Source organism: Pyramidobacter sp. CG50-2 (assembly GCF_003612005.1).
Classification (GTDB): Bacteria; Synergistota; Synergistia; order Synergistales; family Dethiosulfovibrionaceae; genus Pyramidobacter.
The window spans coordinates 1-12,810 of record NZ_RAWT01000035.1 but is presented as its reverse complement, the minus strand read 5'-3'; the positions used below and the strand labels follow the sequence as shown (position 1 = coordinate 12,810).

Genomic DNA, 12,810 nt, shown 5'->3' with positions numbered 1-12,810 from the left:
TTCGGAGGCGTGGACATGAACCAGCCGGATATACTCATCCTGGCGAACACCATCGACCCGGAAGAAGCCCGCGTCGCGATCGTGGAAAACGGTCGTTTGAGCGAGCTCTTCGTCGAACGGATGTGGGAATGCCAGAAGAGCGGGGAAATATACAAAGCGCGCGTGGAAAGCGTTCTGCCCGGCATGAACGCCGCCTTCGTCGGCCTCGGCGACGGGCGGAACGGCTTCCTTTATCTGAACGACGCGCGCGGCGTGAAAGTGCAGCAAAACGGCGAAGTGCTGGTGCAGGTTGTCAAGACGGCGCGCAAGAACAAAGGGGCCCGCGTGACCGCGCGCATTTCGCTGCCCGGGCGCTATCTCGTGCTCGTGCCCGGCGGCCGCGACGTGGGCGTGTCCAAACGCATCGTCAAGGAAGAGGAGCGGGCCCGTCTCAAGGAGACGATCCGCGCCTTGGACACGGCCGGTTACGGCGTGATCCTGCGCACGGCTTCGGAAGGCGTCGACGCCGACGCTCTGGCCGACGATTTCGAGCGGCTCAAGACGCTCTGGCGCGACATCGAGGACAACGCCGCCAAGCAGACGGCGCCCTGCCTGCTGTACAAGGACATGGGGCTGGTCGGACGCGTGCTGCGCGACGAGCTGAGCTCCGAAGTGTCGCAGATCGTCGTCGACAATCAGGAGGAGTACGACCGCGTCGCCGATTACCTGCAGCGCTACAGCGCCGCGGAGAAAACGCCGGCGCTGGGCTTCCACCGCAGCAACATCCCGCTGTTCGAGTACTACGACGTCGAAAAGGAAATCGACGCGCTGCTGGACAACAAGGTCTGGCTCAAGTCCGGCGCCTATCTCGTCGTCGATCAGACGGAAGCGTTGACGGTGATCGACGTGAACACGGGCAAGTATACCGGCGGGCACAATTTGCGCGAGACGGTGCTGGCCACCAACCTCGAAGCGGCCGAAGAGATCGCCTGGCAGCTGAAGCTGCGCTCCATCGGCGGCATCGTCGTCGTCGACTTCATCGACATGGAGCCGGAAGAGGACAGAAAAGCGCTGCTGGCGAAGCTGGACGAAGTTTTCGCGGCGGATCGTTGCCGCGTGCGCGTCTACGGGATCTCGCAGCTTGGCCTGGTGGAGATGACGCGCAAGCGCGCGCGGGCCGATCTGAGATCGGTGCTGACGCGTCCCTGCCCGCTCTGCGGCTCCGGCTCGCGGGTGCTGAAGGAGGATTCGCTGGCGCTGATGCTGAAGCGCTTCATCCGCAAGGTCTTCCTTTCCGGCCGCGCCGAGGCCGTGCTCGTGGACGTCAACGAATCGGTGGCGGCTTACGCGGCGCAGGTCTATCTGAGTCTGTGGGAGGAGACGTTCGGCCGGAAAATTTTCCTGCGCGGGCGGCCGGGCATGCCGCTGGAGAAATTCCGTCTCGACCTGCAGGGCTCGCTGAGCAGCGTAGAATCGCGCGTCGAACTGATGCGCAGCAGAGGAGATACCAGCGTTGTTTATCGAACGACTGACCCTTAAAAATTTCAAGAGCTTTGGCGGCACGCACGAACTTCCTTTCGCGCCGGGCTTCACGGCCATCGTGGGGCCGAACGGCAGCGGCAAGAGCAATATTTTGGACGGGCTGCGCTGGGTCCTCGGCGAGAGCGGCGCGGCCCGTTTGCGCATCACCCGCCAGAGCGACCTGATCTTTCAGGGATCGGCCGGCCTTTCCGAGGCGGCCGAGACCGACGTGACGCTGGATCTCAACGACGGCGGCGCCCATGGCAGCCTGCGCCGCCATCTCGACGCCTCGGGCGGCACGCTTTACGTGAACGGTGCCCGCATGCGCATCCAGGATCTGACGCAGTTCAAACAGCAGTGGCGCCTCGAGGGCGACCGTTCGGCCTTCATCGGCCAGGGCGAAGTGGGCGCGGCCGTTCTGCAGAAGCCGTTCCAGCGCCGCCTGCAGCTGGAAGAGCTTTTCGGCATCGACCTGTATCGTAAAAAGCGCGACGGCGCTCTCGACGAGCTGAAGCAGTCCGGCGACGAGCTGCTGCGCCTGCACACGCTGATGGGCGAGCTGCGGGCGCGTCGCGAAGAGATCGCGCCGGATCTCCAGAACGCGCGCAAGGCCAAAGACTATCAGGAGCGTCTCGAAGACCTGCGCCGCGTTTTGTACCATTACCGGCGCTGCAGCGAAGAAACGCGTCTTGAAACGCTCGATCGAAAGCACGAAGAGACCGGTTCGCGCCTCGAGTCGGCGGAACGCTGGGCGTCGTTGTGGAAAAGCGCCCTCGAACGCCTCCGCGCGCAGGGCAGCGAGTACGCGCGGAGGCGCGGCGAGCTGAACGACGAGTTGGAAGAGCTGACGCCGCGCCTCGACGACGCGCTGCGCCGCGAGATGGCGCTGAACGCGGAAAAGAGCGAGAGCGAATTCGCCGCGCGCCGTGCCAGCGAAGAGCGCGACCGTCTTGAAGGACAGCTGAAAAAAGAAGAAACTCTGCGCAGCGAGCTGGCCGTCCAGGCTGGCCGGCTGACGCAGGAAGCATCGTCGCTCGACGTGCAGATCCACGATCTGGAAGACCGACTCGCTTCCCGCGACGCCGCGCTGGAAGAGACGCGCCGCAAACGGCAGGAGCTTTTGGAACGCGAAGCCGGTCTGCTGGAAGAAGCGCGGCAGATGGACGCCCGCGCCGAAACGCTCGGCCTGCAAAGCCGCGAGCGCTCCGCCGTGCTCGACGACCTGCGCGCCAAACGCGACGGAATGGTCTCGAAGATGACCGAGTCCGACGAAGCGCTGGAAGCGCTCGAAGACGCGCTCGAACAACTGGAGAAAAAACGCGGCGAAGCGGCGGCTCGGAGCCAGGAGATGGCGATCCGCGCCCAAAGCGTGCGCCGCTCCATCGCCAAGGCCGAGGCCGAACTCGACAGTCTGCTGCAGCGCGCCGAGGCGGGGCTTTATCCGCGCCCCGTGCAGATGGTGCTCTCGGCCGTCAAGCTCGGGCGCCTGAAGATCGAGACGATCCCCGCCGTGGAAGGTTTTTCCTGCGACGGCGCGCTGGCCCCCTGCCTCGAAGCCTATCTGGGCGGCCGCCAGTACTGGCTGCTCGTCGACACGATGGCGCAGGCCCGCGTCGGCATCGACCTGCTGAAAGAGCGCACCGGCGGGCGCGCCACGTTTCTGCCGCTGGAGCGCTGCCGCAGCCCCCGCCCCGGCAAAGCCCCCGCGGGAAGCGGCGTGCTGGGCTGGGCTATCGATCTGGTCGCGCCCGATCCGCGCTGGCTGCCCGCCATGGAGCATCTGCTCGGCGACCTGTTGGTCGTCAAGGATTACGACACCGGCGCGCGCTTGGCGGCGACGGCCCGTTATCCGATCGTCACGGTCGACGGCGAAGTCTTTTCGCCCTCCGGCACCGTCAGCGGCGGCAAGAACGCCCGTTCCGCGGGCGCGATCACGCTGCGCAACATGATCGACGAGACGGAAAAACGGATCGCCGCCGACAAGAAAGCGCAGGCGGAGATCGCCAAAGCCCTCGAAGCGGCCGAGCGCGCCGAGGCGAAAGCCGGCGAAGCGCTGGAAAAACAGCGCGCCGCCGCTTCCGAACAGAAATCGCAGACCGAAGCGCTGCGCCGCGCCCTGCGCGAGCAGACCGAAGAGCTGAACGCCCTGCTTCAGGAAGACAGCAATTCGGCGCAGCGCATCGACCACTGCCGCGCCGAGGCGAAGAAAATGCGCGAGAGCGCCTCCCAGGCCCGCGCCGAGATCGACGCCCTGCCGCTGTCCGCCGGCGACGACGCCGAAAGCGCCCGCCTCGCCGAGCTGCGCACCCAAAGCCTGCTGGTCGGCGAACGCCTGACGGCCAAAAAGGGCGAGCTCGAAAAGAGCGTACGCGCCGTGAGCGACCTGCGCCGCGCGCTCAGCGCCAATACCGAGGAGTCCCGCCGCATCGTGCAGAAGCTGGCCGAGCTGGCCGGACGGCAGGAAGCGGTCCTGAAAGAAAAAGGCGAGCGCGAGGCCGAAAAACGAGCCGTGCAGGACCAGATCTCCGAGCTGGACAAGCACAACGCCGACGCGGCGCGGCGCATGGAGCGCCAGCTGCTGCGCAGCCAGCGCGCCCAGACCGCGTTCGACTCGCTGACCCGCGACGAGCTGATGGCCCGCAACGAGATCGAAAAGGTTCGCGAGCGCCTCGACAGCCTGATCGCCGACAACGAGGAGAAATATCCCTATCCGGCGGATTTCGTCCCCGGCGACGAGAGCGCCGACAAGCTCGAAAACAGTTGCCGCTACGTGGAGCGCTCGCTCAAGGATCTCGGCGACGTGAACATGGGCGCGCTGTCGGAAGATCAGTCGCTGTCCGAGCGTCTCGAATTCCTCGACGGCCAGCTCAAAGACGTGCAGCACGGCATGGACGAACTGCGCGCCCTGATCGCCAATACCGACAAACAGGCGGGGACGATGTTCAACGGCGCGCTCGTGAAGATCGATCGCCGCTTCGACGAACTGTTCCAGCGCCTTTTCGGCGGCGGCGAAGCCCATCTGAAAGCGCAGGAGGACATGGATCTCTGGGAAGCCGGCGTGGAGATCGTCGCCCGCCCTCCCGGAAAGAAGCCGCTGTTCCTCGCTCAGCTTTCCGGCGGCGAACAGTCGCTGACGGCGCTGTCGCTGCTGTTCGCCTCCATGGAAGTGGCCAAGGTGCCGCTGGCCGTGCTCGACGAAGTTGACGCGGCGCTCGACGAGGCCAATCTGACGCGCTTCGCGCAGATGGTGGCCGATTACTCGAAGAACCTGCAGGTCATCGCCATGACCCACCGCCGCCAGACCATGGAACACGCCGAAGTGATGTACGGCGTCACCATGTCCGAACCCGGGCTGTCGCAGATCGTTTCCGTCAAGGTCGACCAATGGAACTAGAGCGCGGAAAAGATATCCCGCCGGTGGACGGCGAGGCGATCCTGTACGGATTTCTGCGCCTGCGCCAGCCCGACGTAGGGCCGCGCGTCAACATGGACACGGTGCTGCTGGCCGGCTTCGCCCGGCCGCGCGCCGGAGAGCGCGTGCTCGAACTGGGCTGCGCCCACGGCGGCGTTTCGCTGATCCTGGCCAAACGCTTCCCGCAAAGCCGTTTCGAGGGGCTCGACGTTCAGCCTCGGCTGATCGAACTGGCGCGGGAAAACGCCGCTCGCAACGGCCTGACGGCCAACGCGCTCTTTCAGACGGGCGACCTGCGCGAGCACCGACGCCTCTACGGACACCAGAGCTTCGACGCGGTCGTCGTCAATCCGCCCTACGAAGATTCCGGCTTCGGCCGCCGCGCCGAGGCGGCGACGAACCGGCTGGCCCGCCAGGGCGAGATGTGCTCGCTCGCCGACGTGTGCGACGCGGCGCGCTTCCTGCTGAAAAACGGCGGCCGCCTGTACATGGTCATGCGCGCGCTGCGCCTGGCCGAGACGCTGGCGCTGCTGCGGGCGCGCAGCCTCGAACCGCGCGAACTGCTGATGGTCCACCCCGCGCCGGGCAAAAACGCCTCCGTGTTCCTCGTCGAAGCGCGGCGCAGCGGCGGGACGGCCGTGACCGTGCCGCCGCCGCTGTTCATTTACGACGAAAAGGGCGAGTACACGCCCGAGCTGATGCGCTTTTACGCCCCCGAACCGCCGCTGCCGTAAAACGGAACCCGCCGCGGGGAAGTACGGTCTTTTGTTTTCCCCGCTTCTCCGTGTTTCCGTGGTCGCTTTTGTCTTACGAGAAAGAAAGGACGCTGGAACGATGCCGCTGATCCTGATCCCCACGCCCATCGGCAATATGGGCGACATCACGCTGCGCGCGCTGGAAGAACTGAAATCCGCCGACCTGATCGCCTGCGAGGACACGCGCCACAGCGGCCTGCTGCTGAGCCGCTACGGCGTCAAGCGGCCGCTGCTGAGCTATCAGAAGTTCAACGAGCAGGCGCGCGTGGACGAGCTGCTGGCGCGCCTCGCCAAGGGCGAGAAAGTCGCCGTGATCAGCGACGCCGGCACGCCCGGCATGTCCGACCCCGGCTCCGTTATTTTGAAAGCCGCCGTCGAGGCCGGACTGCCCGTCGACGTTCTGCCCGGCGCCACGGCGTTCGTGCCCGCCGTGCTGCTGTCGGGGCTGACGCCGCAGCCGTTCTCGTTCGTCGGTTTCCTTTCCGATCAAAAGGGCGAGCGCGTCGCCGCGCTGCAAAAACTGCAAGGCCATCCCTACACGATGGTCTTTTACCTTTCGCCGCACAAGGCCGCGAAACAGCTCGAAGACTTCCTCGCCGTGCTCGGCGATCGCCGCGCCGCGCTGGTGCGCGAAATCAGCAAAGTCTATCAGGAAGCGCGCCGCGGCGCGCTCTCCGAGATCCTCGCTTCGGTGGCCGAGGGCGTGAAGGGCGAGCTGGTCCTCGTCGTCGAGGGGCGCGCCGCGGAAGAAGCGCCGTCCGACGGCGACTGGCAGCCGGAGGCGCTGCGGTTGCGCGCCGAAGGGCTTCCCGTGAAGCGGATCGCCGCAGAGCTTGCGGAGCGTTTCGGCGCGCCGAAGAACAAAATCAAATCGTGGTTGCTCGAGCAGAAGAGCTGAAAATCTGTTACAATAACAAAATATTCCGCCGCGTACGGAATCGCGGCGGGATTTTTTTATCGCGGGACGAAGCGGCCCCGGCGGCCGCATTTTTTAAAGGCACTGGAGGCATTACGAATGACTGAGAAAAATTTCTACATCACCACGCCGATCTACTACGTCAACGACGTGCCCCACATCGGGCACGCCTACACGACCATCGCCGCCGACGTCATGGCGCGCTACAAGCGCATGGACGGCTGCGACGTGTTCTTTCTGACCGGCACCGACGAGCACGGCCAGAAAGTCAGCGAGAGCGCCGCCAAGAAGGGCATGACGCCGCAGCAGCTCACCGACGAGCTGGCGCAGAACTTCCGCGACCTGCTGCCGCTCATCGACGCCAGCAACGACGACTTCATCCGCACCACCGAAGCGCGCCACGTCAAAGTCGTGCAGCAGATCTTCAAAAAACTGCTCGACCAGGGCGACATCTACAAGGGAACGTACAAAGGCTGGTACTGCGTGCCCTGCGAGACCTACGTGCCCGAAGCCAGCCAGGGCGAGAACCACACCTGCCCCGACTGCCATCGCCCGCTCAAGGAGATGGAGGAGGAGAGCTACTTCCTGCGCACCTCGGCCTACGCCGACCGGCTGCTCAAGTTCTACGAGGAGCATCCCGACGCCATCAAGCCGAAAGTCCGCTACAACGAAGTGGTCAGCTTCCTGCGCATGGGCATGAAAGACCAGTCCATCTCGCGCACCAGCGTGCCGTGGGGCATCCCCGTGCCCGGCGACGAGAAGCACACTATTTACGTCTGGTTCGACGCCCTCGTCAACTATCTGACCGCCTGCGGCTACGGCAGCGACGAGGCGAAGATGAAAAAGTTTTGGCCCGTCGTCAACCACCTCGTCGGCAAGGACATCATCCGTTTCCACTGCATCGTCTGGCCCATCATGCTGCTCGCCCTCGGCCTGACGCCGCCCGCCTGCGTGTACTCGCACGGCTGGTGGACCCGCGACGGCGAGAAGATGTCCAAGTCCAAGGGCAACGTCGTCGATCCGCACGAGATGGTCGCCCTCTACGGTTCCGACGTGTTCCGCTACTTCCTGCTGCGCCAGGTCACCTTCGGTCTCGACGGCGATTTCTCCGAACTCGCTCTCGTGCAGCGCGTCAATTCCGACCTGGCCAACGACCTCGGCAATCTGCTCAGCCGCACCGTCACCATGATCGAAAAGTACCGCGGCGGCACAGTGCCCGCGCCCGCGGCGCTCGAATCGCTCGACGCGGAAGTGCGCGATCAGGCTTTGAACGCCTTCGCCGAGTACCGCGCCTTCATGGACAACTATCAGTTCGACGACGCTCTCAAGGCCCTGTGGAGCATGATCGGCCGCGCCAACAAATACATCGACGAAACCATGCCGTGGAAGCTCGGCAAGGACGAGTCGCTGGCTGCCCGCCTCGACACCGTGCTGGCCACGCTGGCCGAAGAGCTCAAGCTGGCCGCGCTGATGCTGGCCCCCGTGATGCCCAAGACGGCCGTCAAAATCTGGGCGCAGCTTGGCCTGCCCGGCGACGTGAAAGACCAGCGCTTCGGCGACTACCGCTGGGGCGGCATGGGCGAAGAACGCCCGACCGTCCGCCGCGGCGAAGGCGTGCTCTATCCCCGCATCGACCTCGACGAATGGAAAAAACAGGCCGAAGCGCGCGCCAACGCCAAAAAAGGCCTTGCCGCCGACCCCGGCGAGCACGAGCCGGAGATCTCCATCGACGACTTCGCCAAGATCGAGCTGCGCGTCGCGCAGATCGTCCGCGCCGAGCCCGTCCCCAAGTCGCGCTCGCTCTACAAGCTCGATCTCGACCTCGGCTACGAGAAGCGCGTGATCGTATCCAGCATCAAGGATTTCTACACGCCCGAGGAGCTGGAAGGCCGCCGCATCGTCGTCGTCGCCAACCTCAAGCCCGCCAAGATGTGCGGCGTCATGAGCAACGGCATGCTGCTCGCCGCCGGTTCCGGCGCGCCCCACACGCCCGAGGAAAAACTCTCGCTGCTCGCCCCCGTGGAGGACATCCCGCTGGGCAGCCGCGTGCATTGAATCTGATCGATCTTAATGAAAAAGAGCGCCCGAAAATCCTGCACAGGATTTTCGGGACGCTCTTTTTCATTGACGCCGCGCGGCGAAAACAAAAGCGATCGACATACAATTTTGTTATTGCATGGCGATTTTGCATGTTCTATAATGTGATTCACGTAAGCAGATCGTTTTTGCGCTTCCCCGGCGGAAAAACAAAAAAACGGAGAAGGAGAGCGGAACATGTCGTACAAAAGGATTCTGACGGTGCAGGACATTTCCTGCGTCGGGCAGTGCTCGCTGACGGTGGCTCTGCCCATTTTGTCCGCCTGCGGGCTGGAGACGGCGATCCTGCCGTCGGCTGTGCTTTCCACGCACACGGGCGGTTTTACGGGGTACACGTTCCACGACCTGACGGCGGAGATGCCGCGCATCGTCGAGCACTGGAAACGCGAACAGATCCGTTTCGACGCGGTGTACAGCGGCTATCTGGGCAACGCCTCGCAGACCGAATACCTCAAGGAAATTTACGGCGCGCTGCTTCAGCCCGGCGGACTGCGCATCGCCGATCCGGCTATGGCCGACAACGGACGGCTCTATCCCGGCTTCGACGCGGCCTACGTGGAAGCGATGCGCCGCTTCGTCTTCGCCGCCGATCTGATCCTGCCCAACGTCACCGAGGCGGCGCTGCTTACCGGCAGGGAATACCGCGAGCGGTACGACGAAAGCTACGTCGACGCTCTGCTCGCCGCGCTGCGCGAAGCCGGGGCCAAAACCGTGGTGCTGACGGGCGTCAGTTACGACGACACGACGACGGGCGTCGTGGTGGCTGACGGCACGGAAAAACGCTATTACCGTCACGAAAAAATGCCGAAGGGCTGCCACGGCACGGGCGACGTCTTCGCGTCCGTGTTCGCCGGCATGCTGACGGGCGGAAAATCCGCCTACGACGCGGCCGTCGCCGCCGCCGACTTCACGCTGCACTGCATTCGCTTCACCTCGCAGGACCCCTCGCACTGGTACGGCGTCAAGTTCGAGCCGCTCCTGCACGAGCTGACCGAACGGTGCAAGTAGCGCCTGAACGCCCCGGCGAAGTTTTATGGGCCGCGCGGCAAAAACGCCGCCCGCTTCGAAGCGGGCGGCGTTTTTGCCGCGCGTTTTCTGCAGAACCTTTTTCCGAAGCGATGCCCTTGTTTTTCGTAGAAATACTAATCCTTGATAGAAAATATTAACGCGGTTTTCTGGGCGCTGCGGGGGAGTCCAGTCGCTCAGAAGGGGCTCGACCGTTGCGCGGTCTGCGCAGCTCGCTTTGTGAATCTCCCCCGCAGCGCCTCTGTATTGGGCATTCTCATTGAGAAACAGTATAAGCGCGGAACGTCGCCGTGCCGGAAACCGGCGAGGGCCCGCCGCGCGCAAACTTGAAAAAGGTTGATTTTGTCCCTGCCCTGCGCTACAGTAGGCGAATCGCGGGCGGGAACGCCGCGCCGGCAGGGATCTGCCGAAAAGATACGGGGAAGTGACATTCCAGTGAAAGAAAACAGCGAACGCGCCGGAGCGCTGTGCGTGATCGCCTCGGCCATGCTCTTCGGCCTGATGCCGCTGCTTGCCAAGATCGCCTACGCGGACGGCGCCAACGCTTCTACGGCGGCGTTCGGCCGATTCCTCACGGGCAGCGCCATGGCTTTCGTGTACCTCAAATACAAAGGCGTGCCGCTGCGCCTCGGCCGCCGCCGGATGGGCGAGATCGCCTTTCTGTCCGTCTTTTACGCCCTTACGCCGGTGCTGCTTTACCTGTCTTACGGCTTTATCGGCTCCGGCCTGGCGACGACGCTGCACTTCACCTATCCCGTCGCGGTGATGTGCCTGATGGGCCTGTTCTTTCGCGCCCGTTTCACGCTCCGCCAGATGATCTGCGCGGCGCTGTGCGCGGCGGGGATCTTTCTGCTCTATCGCCCCGGGCGGAACGCCGACGGCTTCGGCATGGCGCTCGCCGCCGCGTCCGGCCTGCTCTACGCGGGCTACATCATCGCGCTGGGACGCAGCCATCTGCGCGAGGTCGAGATATTCGTGATCACCTTCTGGATCTCCCTGTTCTCGGCGCTCATGATCGGCGCGTTCGCGGCCCTGACGGGCAGCCTGGCCTGGAGCCAGGGCACGGCTGCCTGGGCGGCCGAAGCCGGGCTGGGACTGCTGGCGACCGTGCTGGCGCTGGCTTTTTTCCAGAAGGGGCTGTTCCTCTGCGGCGAGGTGAAAGCATCGCTGCTCAGCACCTTCGAGCCGCTGACCAGCATCGCCGTCGGCCTGGCCGTTTACGGCGAACCGATGACGCCGCGTCTCGCCGCCGGCATGGCGCTGATCCTGCTGTCGTCCGTGCTCCTCGTGCTGGGCAGGAGCCGGGCGCGAAGCGCCGGAGACGGAGTGAAAAAGAGTTTGTCCTGAAAGGTCTTCCGCGCCGCCTTTGGCGCGGAAACGAAAAGAGCCGGGCTTTTGCCGCCGGCCGGCGTCGGCCGCGCGGCGGAGAGCGAAAGCAAAAAAATGTCGGCGATCGTTAAGAAAACTGTTGATTCGTGGAGAGTCCGTGATAAAATTAACTATATTCGTCTGAAATTCTTTGAGACAAAAAATTTCCCGGCGGGCTTTCCAAGCCCGCCAGGTGATGTTTTCGAAATAAACTCTCGAGGAGGATGTTGTTGATGGAAAAACGTACCAAGGTCTGCGCTTCCGCTCTGGTGCCGGACATTTGCGGGGGGAGAGGGACGCCCCTCGCCGAAAAACGCCCGTCGCCCGTCCTGAAAGGCGGCGCGCTGGCCGCCGTGGCGCTGGGATTGATGCTGATGAAGGCCGCGCCGGGCGCGGCGGCGCCAAAGGATATTGTTGAAAAAGGCGCTCAAGAAATTGCCTACGACATCAGCCCCGCCAACGACGGGACGAACATCGCCGTGGGCAAAAACGCCAAAGTCTTCATCGGCGGCGGCACGCAGGAAGCCATGCTTTCGTTTGGGGAGACGGTGGCCTATACTTTTACGAGTATGCACATCCATGACAATGCCAATGCCAAAAAGAATTTGCCGGAAGGCATTGCCGTCGGTACAAACACCTATGCCCGCACCGGCTCCATCCAGATCGGCGCGCACACGCTGGAGACGAAGAATATCGCGATCGGCGACACGACGGCGGATAAGCTGCGCCAGTTCGGCGTGGCCTCTACCACGTTGGGCACGAATTCCTATACCGGCGGCGGTTTCGCCACGACCCTTGGCAGTTACAACGTACAGAGCAGTCCGTATGAGGCGAGCGGTTTCCTGGATACGTTGACGAATTCTACCAAGAATGCCTTTTCTACGGTCGTCGGCACGTTGAATTCGAATGAATCGATGAGCGGTTCCTCTAACAGCGGCGTGGCCAACGTGATCAACGGCGCTGCCAATAAGGTGACCAACAGCAATGGGGCCATTGTGATCGGCGCGGGGAACAGCGTGAAAGATTCCAGAGCAAGCTTTAGTACTTCTGCTTATAGTACGAATTTTGGATCGGTTACGGAAATGCAGAAGGCATTGATGGACGGGGTGGCAGAAAATGCCGGCGGCGCTGTCCTTGCTATCGGCGGCGCCAATGCCGCGGAGTATGCCCAGTCGTCCCAGATGATGGGCGTCGGCAACAAACTGACCGGAACAAGCGGCGCGGTCAGCAAGTACAACCTGCTCGACGGCTACAAGAACACCGCCAGAAACGTAAATCACGTCAGCGTCATCGGCTCCGAGAACACGGTGGAAAACACGGACACGGCGCTTCTCTTGGGCGACAGGCGCAAGCTTTCCGGCGCGCACCGCAGCGTCGTTCTCGGCTCGGCCGACGCCGAGAAAGAACTGAAAGTCGCCGACGCCGTGCTGATCGGCCATAACGCTGACGTGCAAAAAGAGGGCGGCGTGGCCCTCGGCAGCGGCTCCGTAGCCTCTGTCGACAAAGGCGTCGTCGGCTACGATCCTACCCCTGGGGCGGACCACGCCAACGATACGACCGGCGTATGGAAATCCACCGCCGCAGCCGTTTCCGTCGGCGCGGTGACGATCACGGGAGGAACGCCGGTCACCCGCCAGATCACCGGCGTCGCCGCCGGCATCAACGACACCGACGCCGTCAACGTCGCCCAGCTCAAAGCCCTGCTCGGCGCCGGCGGCGGCTCCTGGAATCTCGAT

Annotated in this window: 7 protein-coding genes and 1 pseudogene; all 8 read left to right on the top strand. The window is 63.9% G+C overall.

Annotated elements, in window-relative coordinates; translation table 11 throughout:
* Positions 1-15: 15 nt before the first annotated feature.
* Positions 16-1,518, top strand: a complete 1,503-nt coding sequence (locus D7D26_RS08125) for an Rne/Rng family ribonuclease (RefSeq protein ID WP_120372711.1) — start codon at positions 16-18, stop codon at positions 1,516-1,518.
* Positions 1,493-4,894 carry a chromosome segregation protein SMC gene (gene smc, locus D7D26_RS08120; protein WP_158606311.1) on the top strand — a complete coding sequence of 1,134 codons (3,402 nt, stop codon included), beginning with the start codon at positions 1,493-1,495 and terminating at the stop codon, positions 4,892-4,894. The genes D7D26_RS08125 and smc overlap by 26 nt, the downstream gene beginning before the upstream one ends.
* Positions 4,885-5,646 carry a tRNA1(Val) (adenine(37)-N6)-methyltransferase gene (locus D7D26_RS08115; protein WP_120372709.1) on the top strand — a complete coding sequence of 254 codons (762 nt, stop codon included), beginning with the start codon at positions 4,885-4,887 and terminating at the stop codon, positions 5,644-5,646. Before smc ends, D7D26_RS08115 begins: the two co-directional genes overlap by 10 nt.
* Positions 5,647-5,746: 100 nt before the next feature.
* Positions 5,747-6,565, top strand: coding sequence for a 16S rRNA (cytidine(1402)-2'-O)-methyltransferase (gene rsmI, locus D7D26_RS08110; protein ID WP_120372708.1), 819 nt, complete (start codon positions 5,747-5,749; stop codon positions 6,563-6,565).
* A gap of 117 nt (positions 6,566-6,682) precedes the next feature.
* The gene (metG, locus tag D7D26_RS08105) at positions 6,683-8,638 is read left to right on the top strand and encodes a methionine--tRNA ligase (RefSeq protein ID WP_120372707.1); all 1,956 of its coding nucleotides are present in this window, start codon (positions 6,683-6,685) and stop codon (positions 8,636-8,638) included.
* 219 nt (positions 8,639-8,857) lie between these two features.
* Positions 8,858-9,688: a pyridoxamine kinase gene (locus D7D26_RS08100; protein WP_120372706.1), complete on the top strand. Its 831-nt coding sequence runs from the start codon at positions 8,858-8,860 to the stop codon at positions 9,686-9,688.
* Positions 9,689-10,141: 453 nt separating this feature from the next.
* The gene (locus D7D26_RS08095) at positions 10,142-11,053 is read left to right on the top strand and encodes a DMT family transporter (RefSeq protein ID WP_120372705.1); all 912 of its coding nucleotides are present in this window, start codon (positions 10,142-10,144) and stop codon (positions 11,051-11,053) included.
* 254 nt (positions 11,054-11,307) lie between these two features.
* A pseudogene (locus D7D26_RS12825) lies at positions 11,308-12,810 on the top strand (hypothetical protein); the annotation flags it as partial.

Bases quoted from the DNA above. Each gene is read 5' to 3' on its own strand.
- D7D26_RS08125 (WP_120372711.1), top strand. From the start codon at position 16: ATGAACCAGCCGGATATACTCATCCTGGCGAACACCATCGACCCGGAA.
- D7D26_RS08115 (WP_120372709.1), top strand. From the start codon at position 4,885: ATGGAACTAGAGCGCGGAAAAGATATCCCGCCGGTGGACGGCGAGGCG.
- rsmI (WP_120372708.1), top strand. From the start codon at position 5,747: ATGCCGCTGATCCTGATCCCCACGCCCATCGGCAATATGGGCGACATC.
- metG (WP_120372707.1), top strand. From the start codon at position 6,683: ATGACTGAGAAAAATTTCTACATCACCACGCCGATCTACTACGTCAAC.
- D7D26_RS08100 (WP_120372706.1), top strand. From the start codon at position 8,858: ATGTCGTACAAAAGGATTCTGACGGTGCAGGACATTTCCTGCGTCGGG.